The sequence below is a fragment of the Epibacterium sp. ABZ3_068 genome (assembly GCF_056159265.1).
The window spans coordinates 1,253,431-1,272,067 of record NZ_JBSWUV010000001.1 but is presented as its reverse complement, the minus strand read 5'-3'; the positions used below and the strand labels follow the sequence as shown (position 1 = coordinate 1,272,067).

Below are 18,637 nucleotides of genomic sequence, written 5' to 3'. Positions count from 1 at the left end.
GGTCTTTTGGTAAGCTCAATAGATGACAAGCCAGCGCAATGCTCGTATTTGTTTTTGAGATCAGAGGTTGCTACGGCCACAATGTTTGTATGAACGACGAGCACAACATTCTATCCGACTTGAACGACCGCTCACGCGAGGTCTTTCGTACTGTTGTCGAATCCTATCTGGATAGTGGTGAGCCAGTTGGCAGTCGGACCCTGACCCGATCATTAAGTGAGAAGATCAGCGCGGCGACCGTTCGCAACGTGATGCAGGATCTCGAATATCTTGGATTGTTGAACAGCCCGCATATTTCAGCTGGCAGGGTGCCCACGCAGCTGGGCCTTCGTATGTTCGTGGATGGGTTTCTGGAAGTCGGAGACTTGGGAACCGACGATCGGGAAATAATTGATGCAACTGTGGCCAGCAATTCAAAAGACGTGGAGACGATGCTGGACAGTATTGGTTCGGCTTTGTCAGGTGTAACGCAAGGCGCGTCACTTGTCTTAACGCCGAAACATGAAGCTGAAATCAGGCATATTGAATTTGTCTCACTTGCGCCGGACAGAACTCTGGTTGTGCTGGTGTTTTCGGATGGTCATGTCGAGAACCGATTGTTCACACCGCCACCTGGACAGACACCCAGTTCCATGCGGGAGGCCGCTAATTTCTTAAACGCCTTGATCGAAGGGCGCAAACTCAGCGATATCCGGCGTGACATTCAGGGCCAGATTGACAATCGCAAGCAAGAGATAGACGTTCTGGCACGCGACTTGATCGAAAGCGGCTTGGCGCAGTGGGACGGGGGGAGTAGCGAAAACGAAAGATTGATCGTGCGTGGAAGATCGAATCTTTTGGCCGGAGGTGGCGCCGAAGAAGAGTTTGAGAGGATGCGAAGCCTGTTCGATGATCTTGAACGCAAGCGCGACATTGCCGATTTTCTGAAACTGACCGAAGAAGGTGACGGCGTGCGCATTTTTATCGGTTCTGAGAACAAACTTTTTTCACTTTCGGGTTCCTCTTTGGTGGTCTCTCCCTATATGAACGCGGATCGAAAGATAATTGGTGCGGTGGGGGTCATCGGCCCGACGCGCCTGAACTACGGACGAATTGTGCCCATAGTGGATTACACGGCACAGCTGGTTGGCAAGATCCTGTCCGACCGGAGTTAGAGGTGAAACATGGCAGAGCCGAAGAACGACGACTTTTTGGATGACATCGACGCCGCGGAAGCGGAAGAACGGGCAAATGAAATCGAAGAGATCGATGACGAGGCCCTGGAGTTGGACTCGCTTCGTGCAGAACGCGATGAGCTGAAAGATCGTTTCATGCGCGCACTGGCGGATGCCGAGAATGCGCGCAAGCGTGGCGACAAAGCGCGCCGGGAAGCCGAACAATACGGTGGTTCCAAGCTAGCGCGTGATCTTTTGCCCGTTTTTGACAACATGAAACGCGCAGTTGAATCAGCAACAGACGAGCAGAAAGAAGTGGCAGCGGCTCTCATTGAAGGTGTCGAACTGACCATGCGCGCGCTCGTGGATGTATTTGGCAAACACGGCGTACGTATCGTCTCTCCTGAAGTGGGAGATCGTTTCGACCCGCAGGTCCACGAGGCGATGTTCGAGGCACCGGTTCCCGGAACCAAAGCCGGCGACATCATTCAAGTTTCCGCAGAAGGTTTCATGCTGCATGACCGTCTGCTGCGTCCGGCACAGGTTGGTGTTTCTTCTACACCTGGCTAACTGTAAGGCGCGAAACAATACGATGAACAACGGCGGGCCTCAAAAGTCCGCCGTTTGCTTTTTAACCGCCCGCTGCGTCTTTGAGTTTGTAAAGCGCTTCTAGTGCTTCACGTGGAGACAGATCGTCGGGGTTGATATTATCAAGCATCTCATCAACCGGTGAAGGCGCATGTGTCGCTGATGGCTGCGGAGCAGGGGCCGCCGCAAAAAGCGGTAGGTCGTCAATTTTGATTGAACTGCCTCCACCTTCGCGGCTGCTTTGTTCCAGCATATTCAATACATCGCGGGCCCGGGTAACAACGGATGCAGGCAGGCCGGCTAGCTGGGCAACCTGGACGCCATAGGACCGGTCTGCTGCACCTTTGCGAACCTCATGCAGGAATATCACCTCGCCGTCCCACTCTTTGACCGAGACAGTGGCGTTGTCGACGCCAGACAGCTTTGCCGCAAGCTGTGTAAGCTCGTGATAATGGGTGGCAAACAGCGCACGAGAGCAATTTACTTCATGCAGATGTTCAAGCGTGGCCCAGGCAATCGACAGGCCGTCATAGGTCGCGGTGCCACGTCCGATTTCATCCAGGATGACCAAGGCGCGGTCATCGGCTTGATTAAGGATCGCCGCGGTCTCGACCATTTCCACCATAAAGGTCGAGCGTCCGCGCGCGAGGTCATCAGATGCACCAACCCGGCTGAACAACTGACTGATCAGCCCGATATGAGCGCTATCTGCGGGGACATAGCTGCCGATTTGGGCCAGCAGCGCAATCAACGCGTTCTGGCGCAGAAACGTCGACTTACCAGCCATATTGGGACCGGTCAGCAACCATATGGCTGCGCCGGAATTGGCTGTCAAATCGCAATCGTTAGCGACAAAGGGAGCGCCACCTTGCTGGCGCAGTGCTTGTTCCACAACGGGATGTCGACCGCCTGAGATAGCAAAGGCGCGGCTGTTATCAACCTTGGGACGGGACCAGTTTTCCGCACGGGCCAGATCCGCCAGAGCAGTAACGAGGTCAAGCTCAGCCAAGCCGCGTGCTGCGTGGTTGAGAGAGGCAGCCTGATCAAGAATGGCTTGCGCCAACGTGGAATACAGGCGTTTCTCCGTTTCCAGCGCTAAGTTGCCGGCATTCAGAATGCGGGTTTCAATCTCTGAGAGTTCAACCGTTGTAAAGCGTACCTGATTTGCTGTCGTCTGTCGGTGAATATAAGTTTCTGAAAAGGCAGCCGACATCATTTTGTCTGCATGAGTCGCCGTGGTCTCAATGAAGTAGCCCAGCACATTGTTGTGTTTGATTTTTAGCGCATTGATGCCCGTGTGCTCGGCGTATTTCTGCTGCAAGGCCGCGATCACGCTGCGCCCCTCATCCCGAAGGGTTCGCGCCTCATCCAGGTCCGCGTCGTATCCGGGTGCAATGAAACCGCCGTCTCGTAGTAAAAGCGGCGGCTCGGCTACAAGTGCGGCATCAAGCAAGGACAGAAGTTCGTCAAAACCTCTCAGGCCATCCCTGGCTTGCGATATCAATTCCGGCATTTCGGAGCTTTGACAAATCTGGGCAATTGCCTCGGCTTGTGTCAGTCCGTTTCTGATTGCGGCCAGATCACGCGGGCCACCCCGTTCAAGTGCTAGGCGCGATAGGGCGCGATCAAGATCTGGCGTCTTGCGGAGCGCGTCGCGCAGCTCTTGACCCAATCCGGCATGATCCACCATAAAATCCAAGGCAGACAGACGCGCGTGTATTGTGTCCAGATTGCGGGAAGGGCTCGAGATCCGTTGCTCCAGCAGACGCGCCCCGCCTGGTGTTACGGTTCTGTCGATAACCGAAAGCAAAGACCCGGCGCGACCTCCAGACAAGCAGCGCGTAAGCTCAAGGTTTCGCCGTGTTGATGCGTCGATCTGGACGACCCTATCTTCGGCCTCCTGAACAGGCGGCTGAAGAAGGGGCAGCTTACCTTTTTGGGTGATTTCCAAATAGTCAATCAATGCACCCATGGCAGAAACTTCTGCCCGGCTGAAAGTTCCAAACCCATCCAAAGCGCCCACATTAAAGAGTGAACAGAGCCGTTTTTCCGCAGCTGTGCTGTCAAAGCTGGCTTTTCCCAGCGGAGTAAGCGGGATTTTGTATTCATCCGCCAAGGGCTGGCACTGATCGTAGACAGGCCCATCTGTGACGATCAGTTCGGACGGTGCAAGTCTAGCCAATTCAGGTGACAAACGAACCCGTGCAACTGGCATCACGTGAAAGGCACCAGTTGAAATGTCAGCCCAGGCCAGCGCGCCATCGTCGCGCAGTTCCGAATAGGCCACCAGAAAATTATGACGCCGCGCTTCAAGCAAGGACTCTTCGGTCAACGTCCCAGGGGTTACCAAACGAACGACGTCCCGTTTCACAACCGCCTTATAGCCGCGCTTTTTGGCTTCGGCCGGGCTTTCCATTTGCTCGCCCACTGCCACGCGGAAGCCTTTACGGATCAGCGTCAACAGATAGCCTTCTGCTGCGTGAACGGGGACCCCGCACATCGGGATATCTTTCCCGTCGTGCTTGCCACGTTTGGTCAGGGCGATGTCCAAGGCTTCGGCTGCGTTCACCGCATCCTCAAAGAACATCTCATAAAAGTCACCCATCCGGTAGAACAGAAGGGCATCAGGGTATTGCGCCTTGATGTCGAGATATTGAGCCATCATCGGCGTAACAGTCATACGAAAAGTCCCCCGGAGTTTCTATGCCAGAGATCTACAATGGCAGAACACCGAGGGCAAACCCGTATGTGAACCAGTCAGCCGCGCCTAGTAGAGACCAAGCAATGCCTGCGGCGCTGAATTAGCAATCGACAGGGAACTGTATCCCAATTGCTGTTGAACTTGATAGGCTTTCAGTTTGGCTGCAGCTTCTTCCATATTAGTGTCTATCAGGGCGCTCAGGCCTTCCTTTATGGCATTGGATTGTACGCCATTGAACTCTTGCTGGCCCGTGATCCGGCTTGCTGCAGCCCCAAGACGTGCGGCCCCATCGATTGCAAAGCTGAGAAACCCTTCGATTTCGCTAAGCGCTGTCTGAGCGCTTGCCGGGTCTGTCACTGCGGTTCTATTGTCCAGATCAAAATTGGCGCTGCTATCCATATCCAAACTCTGGACATCAATGGTCGAAAGCGTTGATGGACCATTGCCAACCTTGCCCAAGGAAGACCCGACAGTCAGGCTATTGGAGCCCGCTCCGTCAATATCTGTCTTCAGAAGATTCACGCCATTGAACTGACTGGATGAGATGATGGACTTAATCTGATCCGTTTTCGCTGTCAGTTGCTCTTCGATTCTTCCGAAATCCGCGCCGCTGCTTGACCCAAGGATCGCAAGTTGTTTCATCTCTTGCAAAGTGTCCGATATAAACTCTGCACCGACAGCTGCGACACCTAAAGTGGCTTCTCCAAGGGCTAATGTGTCATCCAAAGCATCCAGACCACTAATGTCTGCCTTCTGCAATTCGCTGATGGCCCAAAGGGCAGGATTGTCCTGTGGACCACTTACCACTTGGCCGGTGGATACATTGTTCTGAGTTGTCTCCAGGTTCTGATTGATCCCGCCCAACATCTGAAGCGCTGTCATAGCGCCTGTGTTCGTCTGAAAACTGATCACGGCTATTCTCTCTCCATTTCCGAAGCATATCATTACACCTCAAATTGTAAGGCGTTCCGGATAGTGAGAGCCGTTCTGGCTCGCCCGCGTTGAGCTGCATTCTCAGCGCCCAAGCATTAACTGGTTAACGGTCATGTTAAGGGTTAATTTCCAATTGGAGCGCTTGGGTGTCGAGATTGTGGCGACACTTGGGCTAATACTTCAAATTTAGAAATGCTTGCGCGTCGTAGAAATGCCGATCCGTTAACGGTAACATGCGTTGTGACATTCCTTTGCTTTCTCTAAACCCTTTCGGGACTAGTAAAGGAATGCTGCACGATGCCCAAAGCAAAGATCACGCGCGAAGAAGCGCTTGCCTTCCACCTGGAACCAACACCCGGCAAGTGGGAAGTTCAGGCGACTGTGCCGATGACCACCCAACGTGATCTGTCATTGGCCTATAGCCCGGGCGTTGCAGTCCCTTGTGAAGACATCGCCAAAAATCCTGAACTGGCATATGACTACACAAACAAGGGCAACCTTGTGGCAGTGATCTCCAACGGTACGGCTGTTCTGGGGCTCGGAAACCTTGGCGCCCTGGGCTCCAAGCCGGTGATGGAAGGCAAGTCCGTTCTCTTCAAGCGTTTTGCAGATGTAAATTCCATCGATATCGAGCTTGATACTGAAGACCCGGACGAATTTATCAATGCCGTGAAGCTGATGGGGCCGACGTTTGGTGGCATCAACCTCGAAGACATTAAAGCGCCTGAGTGTTTCATCATTGAGCAAAAGCTCAAAGAAGAGATGGACATCCCGGTTTTCCACGACGACCAACATGGCACGGCTGTGATCTGTGCAGCGGGTCTGCTGAATGCTTTGCATCTGTCCGGTAAGAAAATCGAAGACGTAAAAATCGTGCTGAACGGCGCCGGCGCGGCGGGTATTGCCTGTATCGAGCTGCTGAAATCCATGGGCGCGCGGCATGAGAACTGCATTGTTTGCGACACCAAAGGTGTGATCTACCAAGGGCGTACCGAAGGTATGAACCAATGGAAATCGGCGCATGCGGTCTCTACCGATCTGCGTACATTGGAAGAAGCAATGAACGGCGCGGATGTTTTCCTTGGTGTGTCCGTCAAAGGCGCGGTTACCCAGGACATGGTTAAATCCATGGCAGATAATCCGGTTATCTTTGCAATGGCAAACCCGGATCCGGAAATCACCCCGGAAGAGGCGCATGAGGTGCGAGTCGATGCCATTGTGGCAACCGGGCGTTCGGATTACCCGAACCAGGTCAATAACGTGTTGGGATTCCCCTATCTGTTTCGGGGGGCGTTGGACATTCATGCGCGCGCCATCAATGACGAGATGAAGATTGCATGTGCCCATGCGCTGGCCGGGTTGGCCCGCGAGGACGTGCCGGACGAGGTGGCATTGGCTTACGGCAAATCGCTGACCTTTGGACGTGATTACATCATCCCAACGCCCTTTGATCCGCGTTTGATTCACCGCATTCCGCCGGCCGTGGCACGCGCGGGTATTGAAACCGGTGTTTCGCGTCGCCCGATCATTGATATGGACGCTTATGAGCTGAGCCTCAAAAGCCGTATGGATCCAACCGCCTCCATTTTGCGTAGCCTGAATGCACGGGCGCGGTCGGCCCAGTCACGCATGATCTTTGCTGAAGGGGATGACCCGCGCGTGTTGCGCGCCGCCGTCAATTACCAGCGATCCGGTTTCGGTAAAGCATTGGTTGTTGGTCGCGCCGAAGACATTAAGGAAAAGCTGGAAGCCTCGGGCCTTGGTGATGCTGTGCGCGAATTGGAGGTGGTGAATGCTGCCAACTCTCCGCATTTCGATTCCTACAAAGAGTTCCTCTATAGCCGTCTACAGCGCAAGGGGTTCGATCAGAAAGACATCCATCGTTTGGCCGGCCGTGATCGCCACGTGTTCTCGGCTTTGATGCTGGCACATGGGCATGGCGATGGTCTGGTGACCGGTGCGACCCGCAAGTCCGCGTATATTCTTGATCGCATCAACCATGTATTTGATGCAGACACTAAAAAGGGCGCTGCTGGCGTAACCGCGCTTTTGCACAAAGGTCGGATTGTCTTAATTGGCGACACATTGGTTCATGAATGGCCGGACGAAGAAGATCTGGCGAATATCGCCGAACGTGCGGCAGGTGTCGCGCGTCACATGGGTCTTGAGCCGAGAGTTGCGTTTGTCAGCTTCTCCACCTTCGGTTATCCGGTTTCTGAGCGCGCCGAGAAAATGCACATCGCACCAGATGTTCTGGACAAGCGCGGCGTTGATTTCGAATACGAAGGCGAAATGACCGTGGACGTGGCGCTGAACAGTCGCGCGCAGGAAGCCTATCCCTTCCAGCGTCTGTCTGGTCCTGCGAATATCCTGATCGTGCCGGCCCGCCACTCGGCTTCGATCTCGGTCAAGCTGATGCAAGAAATGGGCGGGGCCACTGTTATTGGTCCGATCCTGTCGGGCGTAAGCAAGCCGATCCAAATCTGTTCAACCTCGTCGACTGCCAATGATGTGCTGAACATGGCCATCCTGGCGGCCTGCAATATCGGGTAAGCTCTATGGCCATCTGGAACCTCGGTTCGATCAACCTGGATCTCGTCTACACCCTGTCGCACTTTCCTGCGCCAGGGGAGACGCTGGCCGCAGATCGAGTCGATCGGTATCTGGGTGGCAAAGGGGCTAATATGTCTGTCGCCGCAGCACGAGCCGGTTCAACAGTTTGGCACCTCGGGGCTGTCGGCTCGGATGGGGTCGAACTGGTCCAAAGGCTATCTGTTTTTGGGGTCGAAACTGCGAATGTTCACACCGTCGATCAGGCGACCGGGCATGCAGTGATTTATGTCGTAAACGCAGAAAATGAACAGGATGAAGGCGAAAATCAAATCATTCTGTTTCCCGGTGCAAACCGAGCACTGACGTCCGACCAAGTCGATGCGGCCCTGACAGGCGCCGTGGAAGGTGACATCTTTGTCACCCAGAACGAAACCAATATGCAGCTGGAAGCCTGCAAGCTGGCGTCTCAGAAAGGGCTCCGTGTGTGTTATGCTGCGGCCCCATTTGATGCAACGGCCGTACAGTCCGTTCTTCCCTATCTTGATTTCCTAATCCTCAATCAGGTTGAGGCAGAGCAACTGTTTGAGAAAACAGGAAAGAGAGCCGAAGATCTTGGTGTCAGAGATGTTGTTGTCACGCTTGGTTCCAAAGGAGCGCGCCATATTGATGGTGCTTCAGGCACTGTAACGGAAACACCGGCCTTTGATGTTGATGTGGTCGACACAACTGGTGCCGGAGATACCTTTACGGGTTATGTTCTAGCCGGCCTGGACCAAGGTCACTCGGTGAAAGACGCAATGGAAACCGCAAGTCGCGCTGCCGCCCTGATGGTCATGCGTCATGGTACTGCAGATGTGATCCCAACAATGGCGGAAGTAACGGCAGCTGATCTTAAGTAACAAGGGGCCATTTAGGCCCCTGTTTCAGTGGTGATCTGCAAACGGCGCTGCGTCGCCCCAAAGCTGTTTTACGCGCGCATCACGTCCACAGGCTTCGCGGTAGCGCTTGTATGCTTCTGCCTGTCGCTTTGGGCCAAAGCGGGTGAAAACCAGTTTACTGCCCTTGTAGTAATCTTGGTGCGAGGCATCGGCGGGAAAAAATGCGCCTTGCTCGTGGATTGGTGTCACGATTTTTTGTCCCAGCTCCGCCTGTGCCTTGTTTTTTGCCGCTGCAGCCAAAGATTTTTCTTCTGGGGATCTGACAAAGATGGCCGTGCGATAGCTGGCACCACGGTCGCAGAATTGGCCTCCAGCATCTGTTGGGTCGATTGAGCGGAAGAATAAATCTAACAGAGTGGCCCGGCTTACGATATCAGGGTCAAAGGTGATCTGAACCGACTCGTAATGGCCGGTGCCACCAGCGCCGACCTGCTTGTATGTCGGGTTCGCAACCTTGCCACCTGTAAAGCCAGAGACAGCTTCAAGAACTCCTGGAACGCTTTCGAAATCACTCTCGACGCACCAGAAGCACCCGCCGGCGACAGTCAAAGTTTCTGGTTGCCCTGCGCGCGCGTCGCTCGCTTCCATAAATAATCCAAGCGTAACTGCGGTTGCCAAAGCAGCCAGTTTGAATTTTTCCAAAGCAGTCATCTGTGCCTCCTGATACCTGCGTTAGAATGTGCCACCGGACGTCGAAACGGCAACTCACACAGGCGCGATGTAACGCAGTGGTGAAGACACGGACCGGATGTTACAGGTTCACGCCGGGTCCTTTGTGACTTTTGTTCACTTGCCGGCTGAATTGTTTCAGTACCGCAGCCAGGGAAACAATTTAAACTGTTCCAGTGGTTAATGTCTATGACCTGCCAGAGCGTCCAGCTGTTTTATCCTGTCCGCGCTTGATGGGTGTGTGGAAAACCAGCTCCGGTCTCCATCATTTTCTTCCAAATCTTCAAAAAACCTCTCCAGCCCACCAGTGCTGTATCCGCTTTTGTGCAGAAGATTTGCAGCAAACCGATCGGCTGACAGCTCATGTTTGCGTGAGTAGGACAGGGACGCCAAGGTTTGCCCCTCCAGCAAAATATCGTCGAGTATGGGGCCAACATCACCGGCGATTAAAGCAACAAGAACATAAATGGAGAGAGATCTGTAAACCTGCCGAAGGCCGTGATCTTCGACGACGTGACCCATTTCATGGGCCAGAACGCCGGCGATCACTTCCGGGTCTTTGCCATACATTTCCACCAGTTTGTCGCTGACAATGATCGTACCACCGGGCAGGGCGGCGGCATTCGGGCCCATTCCTGGCATGTCTCTGAAGATCAGATGAAATGTTTCATCTCCACCCAATGATCCGATAAGCTGTTTCAGGAGGCGCTCCTGGCTCGCTTTGTCCTCGGCGCTCAGGCTGCTTTCATCAAAGGAAGTAAAATCGAGGCTTTTGATCGCCGTGCGGTCCATCTGCTCCAAGGCGGCCTGCGGTGTGAGCCATACAGCAATTGTAACCATAACCGGCAGTGCGGTGAACCAAATGGCCAGTGCGCCCAGAAGCGCCAGCATGGTGAACGCAACCAAGCGCAGCCGGAACATTTCAAAAAAACGGATCAGCCGACTGCTGAAGGGCTCGTCTAAAACCATGGAGATCCGGTGATCTTCTGTCTGAAACATCCAACCATCGGCAAAATAGACGTTACGTGTGCCGGCGCCGGCTGTCCGGTCAAGGCGGACGTCGTTGGGGTACGCTTTTGTCAGCAGTAAGCCGGCGTTTGGATCAGTCAAAAAGATCCACTCTGCTCCAACGTCAAGTCGCGCAGGTGCTCGTTTGGATGAGCCGGGCCCAAAGGCCCAGCCTGTTACTGATGTGTCGGGTGCGGGCATTTAAACCGGCAGGCCCAGCTCTACGCCTTCGATGTCAGAATACGCGTCGCCGATTGCATTGGTTTCTGCCAAGACTTCACCGGTAAAATCATCGAGCGACCCATTGGGGATCAACGCGGTGTTGGCAGCGAGGTATTTGTGCATCCGTACTGTTGCCCAGGGCAACATCAGGCCAAGCGTCAACGAAACAACAAGAAGGTTTGAGACCGCGATCCACACAAGTGAGAACGGTTTAACCGTGGAGGCGAACTCATGCTTGTTTTCGCCCAGTTTGGTATGCGCAAAAATGTGGTTACGGATCATCGCTTGATACACAACGCCGGCCAAAGCAATCGCAAGCAAGGCGATGAAGTAGCCAGCAATAGCTTTAAATAAGAAATTCGGTTCTATTAGCATCTCGACGATTGCATAGAATGAGGCAAAGCCGAACATCATGACGTAAACCAATGCCACGCCGGCAATAGAAATCCCGATTGCGGACAGGAGAGCCGAATAAAACGGTCCAATATCCGAATCAAAATGGAAGCGCGTTTTGCCAAGGCAGTGATTGTTAATGCTGTAACGCTGCATAGCACGCTGTACAAAGGGCAATGTCGTGTAGAGTGTCAAAACAGCCAGAAGCGGATAGATGAAGACGAGCAGGTAGACTTTTCCAGGCTTGCCGACAAAGTCAAAGCGAACATTGGACCAGCTGCTGTTTCTTGCGTTAAAACGTGCGCTTCTAACCAGCAAAACCGGAACCAACACCGCATATACGATCAGTAGGATGATACCGAGCGGTGGCAAAAGCTCTAACGTGACAGAGAAGACCACCAGCGCAGCCAAAACGATCAAGCGCCCGACAAGAATTTGCTTCCCAGTCGCGTGATAGTCAAAGTTTCGACCCGCAACATAGGTGTTTTGATAGAAGTACTTCTTTGACCGTACCTTGGCCCAGGCCGAATAAATACCCAAGGTTACGATCGATAGCAGAAGGTTTACGATCCAGATTCCAAACCATTCACGTGCAGAACCACGGAATTCAAATTGCTCATGAGTTTTCATGAAAAATCCATCCAAAAATACATTTATAGCGCACGAAATAACATGCAGGTGATTCCTGGACTTGTATGGGATTTGTTAATTATTTCAACGAAAAACCGCCCAACGAATGGGCGGTTCTAAGGATTTGTCGCGATTTACAGCGGGTTAGCCCTTCAGCCGTTTATTGCGCGCCGCGAGAAGTTTCAGGCGCAGCGCGTTCAACTGGATGAAGCCTGCCGCGTCAGTTTGGTCATAGGCGCCGGCATCTTCTTCAAAGGTCACATGGGCCTCTGAATAGAGAGAGTGATCGGACCAGCGGCCTACTGTTTTTGCGGAACCCTTGTAGAGTTTCAGCTTAACGGTGCCCGATACATGTTCCTGGCTCTTGTCAATAAGCGCCTGCAACATCTCGCGTTCAGGTGAGTACCAGAAGCCGTTATAAATCAACTCGGCATAACGCGGCATGATCGAGTCTTTCAGGTGGCCTGCACCAGAGTCCAAGGTGATCTGCTCGATGCCCTTATGGGCCTCAAGCAGGATCTCGCCACCCGGAGTTTCATAGATGCCGCGCGATTTCATGCCAACGAAACGGTTTTCAACAAAATCCAGACGGCCGATACCGTGTTTGCGACCGTATTCGTTCAATTGGGTCAGAATGGTCGCCGGCGACAGGGCTTCGCCATTGATGGCAACCGCGTCACCTTTTTCAAAGGTGATCTCAATGAACTCAGGTGTGTCGGGCGCGTTTTCCGGGCTTACGGTGCGTTGGAACACATAGTCCGGCGCCATCTGCGCGGGATCTTCCAGAACTTTACCTTCGGAAGATGTGTGCAACAGGTTCGCGTCGACAGAAAACGGTGCTTCGCCGCGCTTGTCTTTTGCAATCGGGATTTGGTGGGCTTCTGCAAATTCCAAAAGCTTGGTGCGCGAGGACAAGTCCCATTCGCGCCACGGTGCGATCACCTTGATTTCAGGGTTCAGCGCGTAGGCGGAAAGTTCGAAACGTACCTGATCGTTGCCCTTACCGGTCGCGCCATGAGAGACAGCGTCTGCGCCTGTTTCTGCGGCGATCTCAACCAGACGTTTGGAAATAAGCGGGCGCGCGATGGATGTGCCCAACAGGTAGAGACCTTCGTAAACCGCGTTGGCACGGAACATCGGGAAAACAAAGTCGCGCACGAACTCTTCGCGAACGTCCTCGATGAAAATATTCTCGGGCTTAATGCCCAGCATCTCGGCCTTTTTACGGGCTGGTTCCAGCTCCTCGCCCTGACCAAGGTCAGCGGTGAAGGTGACAACCTCGCAGCCGTACTCGGTCTGCAGCCATTTCAGGATGATCGATGTATCAAGGCCGCCAGAGTAGGCCAGCACAACTTTCTTGGGCGCGGACATGGGTTTTCCTCTTGATCAGAACGAAAGCGCCCTACCGCTTTTTTGAACCAAGGGCAAGGTTTTCAGGGGTTGCAGCCAAATCGAGTTGCGGTAGAGGGTTATTCGCATTCAACTTAGACAACACTGAAAGAAATAGTATGGCAAGTTTTGCGATATCATGGCGGATCTTGATGCATTCATTAACAATGTTGGTCCGAAACGCGGGGACTATGCTCAAGATTTTTACAGTGCCCTTTGTGATCGCCGTTGTGTTGGGGATTGCGATCTTTGTACAAGTCCAAGGGGGCGTGTTGCTCCAGCTTTACCTTGGCAACTTTGGTGCGGCGACCGGGCCAATCCTGATGATCTTACTGTTCATAATCTTGATCAACTTGGTTCTGATTTGGCCAATTGTCACATGGCACCGTTTCGTGCTGCTTGAGACCCCGGTCGATTGGATCAACAAAGTCGAAATTTCGAGCGTTTTAAAGTACTTCTTTGCGTATTTGGGTATTTTTATCTTGGTTTTGTTTCCAACACTTATGCTGATTTGGGTTCTCGGTGTGACCGGTGTTTTGTTGGTCACCTTTGTTGGGCTGATGTTCAATTTTGTAGTTTCAATCGTGATTTCTTGGGTTGTTTACCGGTTGACACCTGTGCTTCCGGGTATTGCCTTAGGAGCGGAAGGCAATGGATTTGGAGCGGCATGGACAGTGACCAAACCCGGCTCGGGTGTTTTGTTCTGCTTATCGGTACTCTTTGCGGTTTTTGGCTTGGTACAAAACGGCGTAGGTTTGCTTGTTCCCGTGAACTTGTTGGTTGTGCTGAGTGTCTTACTTTCGATTTTTTTGTTTTTCCTGCAGATCAGTATCGCAACGACAATTTATGGCGTGTATGTTGAGGGCCGCGATATCTAACGCGGCCGCGCAATTTGCCTGATGTCCGCCCTTGTCATAGGGGCGGGCTTGCGTCACCAAAGGGTTATGAGTGATTTTCAGTCCAAAGCCCGCGCTGCCACCCAAGCCATGCGAGATGTGTTTCCCGCAACGCCACTCCAACGTAACGTTTTGCTGTCCGAACGGTTTGGGGCAGACATATATCTCAAACGCGAAGATCTGAGCCCGGTTCGGTCCTACAAAATCCGTGGGGCTTTGAATGCGATGCGCAAACAGCCGGATCAGCAGTTGTTTGTCTGCGCTTCAGCGGGCAATCACGCGCAGGGTGTGGCCTTTATGTGTAAACAGCTGGGCAAGCGTGGCGTGATCTTTATGCCGGTTACGACGCCGCAGCAAAAAATTCATAAGACGCGCATGTTTGGTGGCAGCAACGTCGAAATTCATCTCGTTGGTGACTATTTTGACGACACGCTTACAGCGGCTCAGGCGTGGTGCAGAGATCAAGGTGGGCATTTTCTGTCTCCTTTTGATGATGATGATGTCATTGAGGGCCAGGCTTCCATCGCGGTTGAGATTGAAGAACAGCTGGGGCGGACGCCGGACCATGTCATTCTACCTGTCGGGGGGGGCGGAATGTCTTCGGGTGTCGCAACCTGGTTTGGCAACCAGGTGCATTGCCTGTTTACGGAACCCGCCGGGGGAGCATGTCTGAAAGCGGCATTGGAGGCCCGCCGACCTGTTGCGCTCGAGCAAGTCGACACATTTGTTGACGGTGCCGCGGTTGGAACGATCGGCGAAAAACCGTTTGCCCTTCTCAGACATACGCCGCTTCCGGACGTTCTGACATTGAGCGAGGATCGTATTTGCACGACGATTTTGGAAATGCTCAACGTCGAAGGGATCGTTCTGGAGCCGGCCGGTGCGATGGCCGTTGAGGCACTCGGAGATGTGGTCAGCTGGATTCGCGGAAAAACAGTGGTTTGTGTTACTTCCGGCGGAAACTTTGATTTCGAACGTCTTCCAGAGGTCAAGGAACGTGCGCAGCGCTATTCTGGGATCAAAAAATATCTACTTCTAAGGTTGCCTCAACGTCCGGGGGCGCTCAAAGACTTTCTAAATCTTCTTGGCCCTGAAGATGATATTGCAAGGTTTGAATATCTCAAGAAGTCAGCGCGGAATTTTGGTACTGTCCTTATTGGGATTGAGACCAAGTGCCCAGAAAATTTCCGCGATATTTTTGATCGTCTTGAACACAGTGGCTTGGTTTTCACCGATATCACGAACGACGAAACTCTTGCACAGTTCCTGATCTGACCGCTTCTGTAGGTCAATAACGGGTTGGAAGCTCTCCCAGGAAAGACGCTTTGGAACTCTCATAAAGCGATATGACAGCGCCCAGGTCGACGGTCTCGGCCGCGCCCTGGGAAGACGCCCGCTCACCTTCTTGGCAAAGGTTGGAAAACTGCTGAAAGCCTAAGTTTAGTGCGCTGCCTTTGAGAAAGTGCAGGTCTTGCTCCAACTGCGACCGGTCTTCGGCACGCAGTTTCGCAAGAACACCCTCGACTTCTTCCAAAAAGATTTCTACGACTTCCTCGAAGTCCTCTGCACCAATCTCTTCTCGCAGTTCGGATACTCTGGACCAGTCAATCATGTCGGTTTCCCGTTCTTTTCATCCTAAATTTAGGACGGTGGTAATTTGACATCGGTAAAATTACAGTGAAAGTTCAATCTTTGATCAAGTTTTAGATTTCACGGACTGTTAAAGATCTACCGGGATAGTGCCAAGTGAGAACAACAGAATTACCCTTTTTAACGAGGTGCCCTCGGTGCTGCCTGACCGTAACAATGACGAAACGGAGCCGGTTGAAATGACTGGAACCATCCGGCGCGTCTTGGTCGTCGATGATAGCCGCCTTCAAAGGCGGATCCTTGTAGCCTCCTTAAAAAAATGGGGGTTCGACGTCGTTGAGGCGGACAGTGGCGCGTCGGCAATGGAGATTTGTCGCGAAGAAGCCCCGGACCTGATCCTGAGTGATTGGATGATGCCGGGTATGAATGGCTTGGAATTCTGCCGGAATTTACGGAAATTGAATTCAGACAATTATAGCTATTTTATTCTTCTGACGTCCAAAAGTGAGAAGAACGAAGTTGCCGAGGGGTTACATTCGGGTGCCGATGATTTTCTTACGAAACCTGTAAGCTCAGACGAATTACGCGCGCGTATTTCTGCGGGAGAGCGCATTTTGCGCATGCAACGCGAGCTTTCGGAGAAAAACCGGATTGTGACCGAAACTCTGGATGAATTGCAGCGTGTCTATGATGCGATTGACAAGGATCTGATGCAGGCACGGAAAATTCAGGAGTCCTTGGTTCCAGAGTTTGCAGCCAGTTTTGGCTCTTCGAACGTGAGCCTGCTCTTGAAACCTTGCGGTCATATCGGCGGCGATTTGGTTGGAATGTTTTCCCCGGGTATAAACCGATTAGGGTTCTACTCTATTGATGTGTCTGGCCACGGGATCACCTCTGCGATGATGACAGCCCGTCTTGGCGGCTATTTGTCTTCCACCCATTTTGATCAAAATGTCGCAATGGAGCAGCGTTTCAACCGCTACTATGCGCTGAAACCTCCAGAGGAAGTGGCCAGCATTCTGAACGCGCGTCTGATTGCGGATACCGGAATCGAAGAGTATTTTACCATGGCCTACTGCACCGTTGATCTCCGCAGCGGTCTTTTGAAATTGGTCCAAGCAGGCCATCCGCATCCGCTGTTGATCCGCAAGGATGGCAGCATGGAGTTTATTGGCCAAGGCGGGGTACCGGTTGGTTTGGTTCCCGATATCTCATACACGCGCGAAGAGGCCGTATTAGAGCAAGGCGACCGTCTGTTACTCTACTCTGATGGCTTTACCGAGGCGCGCCTTGAAAATGGTGGGATGTTGGATGATGACGGGCTGATTGACCTTGTGCGCAAATGTGACACAGGTCAAAGCGGGCAAGAATTCCTGGACGAAATCTACTGGAATCTTACCCAGATTATGTCCAAGGAACACGGCCTTGAGGATGATGTTTCCGCAACGCTGTTCGAATATAATGGACCGTAGTCAAAGACTGTTCAGGTAGCGAAGCACAAAGTGGCGGTCGCCGTCATTTCCCAGCGCGTGGATCGCATCTTCCGGATCCATCCAGAGCGCTTCATGGGCATCCTCGATTGGTGGACCTAGGCGTCGCACTGGGCGGGCCACATAGATGTGGCACAGCTTCTCCGCCCACAGATCGTATTCCGGCATAAACACGAACCGCCGGAACACACCGATTTTACGTGGTGATGCAATAGACCATCCGGTCTCTTCGTAGACCTCGCGATGTAGGGCGGGAACAGGTGCCTCACGACGCTCAATGCCGCCACCGGGTAATTGTAAATCGGGCTCCGGAGAAAATTGGCATGTGACCAATAATTTGCCGTCACGAGGAAGAATTGCATATGCACCCGGTCGCCGACGGTATTGAATTCCTTTGGACGGTGGTTCTCCAAATCGGGGTATCATGGAACTGCCCTCTTCACACTTGGGGTGCTAAGCCTATATAGGCTCGATATGCCAAACCGCGGCGTTTAAGGAAACCCCATGACACTTGCTTCTAAAATCGCGTGGGACGATACTGTCCTGCCTTTCCAGCTTGATGCATCTGATATGCGTGGCCGTGTGGCGCGTTTGGACGGTGTTCTGGATGGCATTCTGAAACAACACGACTACCCGAAGGTCGTGGAGGCCCTTGTTGCAGAGATGGCGCTGTTGACTGCTTTGATCGGGCAGACAATGAAGCTGCAATGGAAGCTTTCGCTTCAAGTTCAGTCAAAGGGCGCGGTTCGGATGATCGCGACAGATTATTATGCACCTGGGAAAGAAGGTGAACCTGCACGCATTCGTGCGTATGCAAGTTTTGACGCCGACCGTTTGACAGAAGGTGAACCGTTTGATCAGGTCGGGGAAGGCTATTTCGCAATCCTGATCGATCAAGGGGAAGGCATGAAGCCTTATCAGGGCATTACACCGCTGTCAGGTGGATCGCTTTCAGCTTGCGCTGAAGCCTATTTTGCCCAGTCAGAGCAATTGCCGACGTCTTTCAAGCTGGAGTTCGGTCTGTCCTCAGAGCCCGGCGTGGACGCGCATTGGCGCGCCGGCGGTGTCATGCTCCAAAGTATGCCGAAGGCGTCTCCTTTTGTTGCTCAGAATGACGGTACCGGCGACATGCTGACCTCTGGCGATCTGGTCTCGGGCGATGAAGAGGAAAACTGGACCCGCGTGAACATCCTCCTGGACACCGTAGAAGAGCTTGAGCTGATCGGCCCTTCGGTTACACCAGCGGATCTCTTGCTACGGCTGTTTCACGAGGAACAACCGCGCGTCTTTGACACCCAGCAGGTTCGGTTCGGCTGTACATGTTCTGAAGAGCGCGTTCGTCAAAGCCTGTCGATATACTCTTCAAAAGATATCGAGAAAATGACAAACGAAGAGGGGCGTGTCACCGCAGATTGCCAGTTCTGCAGTTCACATTATGACTTGGATCCCAAGACTCTAGGTTTTGAAGCGGACAAGAGCTAAC

The 18,637-nt window shown here is 52.9% G+C and carries 16 protein-coding genes; 8 read left to right on the top strand and 8 right to left on the bottom strand.

Annotated elements, in window-relative coordinates:
- The first annotated feature begins 89 nt into the window (after positions 1 to 89).
- Complete coding sequence (gene hrcA / locus ACXAEW_RS05970; protein ID WP_474940460.1) at positions 90 to 1,154, top strand: heat-inducible transcriptional repressor HrcA; 1,065 nt, start codon at positions 90 to 92, stop codon at positions 1,152 to 1,154.
- Between the two features lie 9 nt (positions 1,155 to 1,163).
- Positions 1,164 to 1,724, top strand: a complete 561-nt coding sequence (locus tag ACXAEW_RS05965) for a nucleotide exchange factor GrpE (RefSeq protein ID WP_474940459.1) — start codon at positions 1,164 to 1,166, stop codon at positions 1,722 to 1,724.
- A 61-nt stretch (positions 1,725 to 1,785) separates the two neighbouring features.
- Here ACXAEW_RS05965 and mutS read toward each other — a convergent pair whose 3' ends face one another.
- On the bottom strand, positions 1,786 to 4,422 hold the full coding sequence (gene mutS / locus ACXAEW_RS05960; RefSeq protein WP_474940458.1) for a DNA mismatch repair protein MutS: 2,637 nt from the start codon (positions 4,420 to 4,422) through the stop codon (positions 1,786 to 1,788).
- 87 nt (positions 4,423 to 4,509) lie between these two features.
- Complete coding sequence (locus tag ACXAEW_RS05955) at positions 4,510 to 5,355, bottom strand: flagellin N-terminal helical domain-containing protein (RefSeq protein ID WP_474940457.1); 846 nt, start codon at positions 5,353 to 5,355, stop codon at positions 4,510 to 4,512.
- Positions 5,356 to 5,673: 318 nt separating this feature from the next.
- Between ACXAEW_RS05955 and ACXAEW_RS05950 the strand changes: the two genes are divergently transcribed.
- Positions 5,674 to 7,929 (top strand): NADP-dependent malic enzyme, encoded by a 2,256-nt coding sequence (locus ACXAEW_RS05950; RefSeq protein ID WP_474940456.1) that lies wholly within the window; start codon positions 5,674 to 5,676, stop codon positions 7,927 to 7,929.
- A 5-nt stretch (positions 7,930 to 7,934) separates the two neighbouring features.
- Positions 7,935 to 8,828 (top strand): ribokinase, encoded by an 894-nt coding sequence (locus tag ACXAEW_RS05945; protein ID WP_474940455.1) that lies wholly within the window; start codon positions 7,935 to 7,937, stop codon positions 8,826 to 8,828.
- Between the two features lie 24 nt (positions 8,829 to 8,852).
- On the opposite strand, the gene msrA is transcribed toward ACXAEW_RS05945, so the two are convergent.
- From msrA to ACXAEW_RS05925, 4 genes are all read right to left on the bottom strand, one after another.
- The gene (msrA, locus tag ACXAEW_RS05940) at positions 8,853 to 9,518 is read right to left on the bottom strand and encodes a peptide-methionine (S)-S-oxide reductase MsrA (RefSeq protein WP_474940454.1); all 666 of its coding nucleotides are present in this window, start codon (positions 9,516 to 9,518) and stop codon (positions 8,853 to 8,855) included.
- A 198-nt stretch (positions 9,519 to 9,716) separates the two neighbouring features.
- The gene (locus ACXAEW_RS05935; RefSeq protein WP_474940453.1) at positions 9,717 to 10,745 is read right to left on the bottom strand and encodes a M48 family metallopeptidase; all 1,029 of its coding nucleotides are present in this window, start codon (positions 10,743 to 10,745) and stop codon (positions 9,717 to 9,719) included.
- Positions 10,746 to 11,789, bottom strand: a complete 1,044-nt coding sequence (locus tag ACXAEW_RS05930; protein WP_474940452.1) for a YjgN family protein — start codon at positions 11,787 to 11,789, stop codon at positions 10,746 to 10,748. It abuts the gene before it with no gap.
- Positions 11,790 to 11,933: 144 nt separating this feature from the next.
- A complete protein-coding gene (locus ACXAEW_RS05925; RefSeq protein WP_474940451.1) occupies positions 11,934 to 13,160 on the bottom strand; it encodes an argininosuccinate synthase in 1,227 nt (408 codons plus the stop codon).
- A gap of 209 nt (positions 13,161 to 13,369) precedes the next feature.
- On the opposite strand from ACXAEW_RS05925, the gene ACXAEW_RS05920 reads away from it, so the two are divergent.
- Together ACXAEW_RS05920 and ilvA are read left to right on the top strand one after the other, a co-directional pair.
- Positions 13,370 to 14,056, top strand: coding sequence for a hypothetical protein (locus tag ACXAEW_RS05920; RefSeq protein ID WP_474940450.1), 687 nt, complete (start codon positions 13,370 to 13,372; stop codon positions 14,054 to 14,056).
- A 66-nt stretch (positions 14,057 to 14,122) separates the two neighbouring features.
- Complete coding sequence (ilvA, locus tag ACXAEW_RS05915; protein WP_474940449.1) at positions 14,123 to 15,349, top strand: threonine ammonia-lyase IlvA; 1,227 nt, start codon at positions 14,123 to 14,125, stop codon at positions 15,347 to 15,349.
- A 13-nt stretch (positions 15,350 to 15,362) separates the two neighbouring features.
- Here ilvA and ACXAEW_RS05910 read toward each other — a convergent pair whose 3' ends face one another.
- Positions 15,363 to 15,686, bottom strand: a complete 324-nt coding sequence (locus ACXAEW_RS05910; RefSeq protein WP_474940448.1) for an Hpt domain-containing protein — start codon at positions 15,684 to 15,686, stop codon at positions 15,363 to 15,365.
- Between the two features lie 217 nt (positions 15,687 to 15,903).
- Between ACXAEW_RS05910 and ACXAEW_RS05905 the strand changes: the two genes are divergently transcribed.
- Positions 15,904 to 17,136: a PP2C family protein-serine/threonine phosphatase gene (locus tag ACXAEW_RS05905; protein WP_474940447.1), complete on the top strand. Its 1,233-nt coding sequence runs from the start codon at positions 15,904 to 15,906 to the stop codon at positions 17,134 to 17,136.
- Here ACXAEW_RS05905 and ACXAEW_RS05900 read toward each other — a convergent pair whose 3' ends face one another.
- Complete coding sequence (locus ACXAEW_RS05900; RefSeq protein WP_474940446.1) at positions 17,137 to 17,580, bottom strand: NUDIX hydrolase; 444 nt, start codon at positions 17,578 to 17,580, stop codon at positions 17,137 to 17,139.
- A 78-nt stretch (positions 17,581 to 17,658) separates the two neighbouring features.
- On the opposite strand from ACXAEW_RS05900, the gene hslO reads away from it, so the two are divergent.
- A complete protein-coding gene (hslO, locus tag ACXAEW_RS05895; protein ID WP_474940445.1) occupies positions 17,659 to 18,636 on the top strand; it encodes an Hsp33 family molecular chaperone HslO in 978 nt (325 codons plus the stop codon).
- Position 18,637 lies beyond the last annotated feature (1 nt).

What these genes read in the sequence shown, in the direction of transcription:
- hrcA (WP_474940460.1), top strand. Translation starts at nt 90, where the DNA reads ATGAACGACGAGCACAACATTCTATCCGACTTGAACGACCGCTCACGC.
- ACXAEW_RS05965 (WP_474940459.1), top strand. Translation starts at nt 1,164, where the DNA reads ATGGCAGAGCCGAAGAACGACGACTTTTTGGATGACATCGACGCCGCG.
- mutS (WP_474940458.1), bottom strand. Translation starts at nt 4,422, where the DNA reads ATGACTGTTACGCCGATGATGGCTCAATATCTCGACATCAAGGCGCAA.
- ACXAEW_RS05950 (WP_474940456.1), top strand. Translation starts at nt 5,674, where the DNA reads ATGCCCAAAGCAAAGATCACGCGCGAAGAAGCGCTTGCCTTCCACCTG.
- ACXAEW_RS05945 (WP_474940455.1), top strand. Translation starts at nt 7,935, where the DNA reads ATGGCCATCTGGAACCTCGGTTCGATCAACCTGGATCTCGTCTACACC.
- msrA (WP_474940454.1), bottom strand. Translation starts at nt 9,518, where the DNA reads ATGACTGCTTTGGAAAAATTCAAACTGGCTGCTTTGGCAACCGCAGTT.
- ACXAEW_RS05935 (WP_474940453.1), bottom strand. Translation starts at nt 10,745, where the DNA reads ATGCCCGCACCCGACACATCAGTAACAGGCTGGGCCTTTGGGCCCGGC.
- ACXAEW_RS05930 (WP_474940452.1), bottom strand. Translation starts at nt 11,789, where the DNA reads ATGAAAACTCATGAGCAATTTGAATTCCGTGGTTCTGCACGTGAATGG.
- ACXAEW_RS05925 (WP_474940451.1), bottom strand. Translation starts at nt 13,160, where the DNA reads ATGTCCGCGCCCAAGAAAGTTGTGCTGGCCTACTCTGGCGGCCTTGAT.
- ACXAEW_RS05920 (WP_474940450.1), top strand. Translation starts at nt 13,370, where the DNA reads ATGCTCAAGATTTTTACAGTGCCCTTTGTGATCGCCGTTGTGTTGGGG.
- ilvA (WP_474940449.1), top strand. Translation starts at nt 14,123, where the DNA reads ATGAGTGATTTTCAGTCCAAAGCCCGCGCTGCCACCCAAGCCATGCGA.
- ACXAEW_RS05910 (WP_474940448.1), bottom strand. Translation starts at nt 15,686, where the DNA reads ATGATTGACTGGTCCAGAGTATCCGAACTGCGAGAAGAGATTGGTGCA.
- ACXAEW_RS05905 (WP_474940447.1), top strand. Translation starts at nt 15,904, where the DNA reads ATGACTGGAACCATCCGGCGCGTCTTGGTCGTCGATGATAGCCGCCTT.
- ACXAEW_RS05900 (WP_474940446.1), bottom strand. Translation starts at nt 17,580, where the DNA reads ATGATACCCCGATTTGGAGAACCACCGTCCAAAGGAATTCAATACCGT.
- hslO (WP_474940445.1), top strand. Translation starts at nt 17,659, where the DNA reads ATGACACTTGCTTCTAAAATCGCGTGGGACGATACTGTCCTGCCTTTC.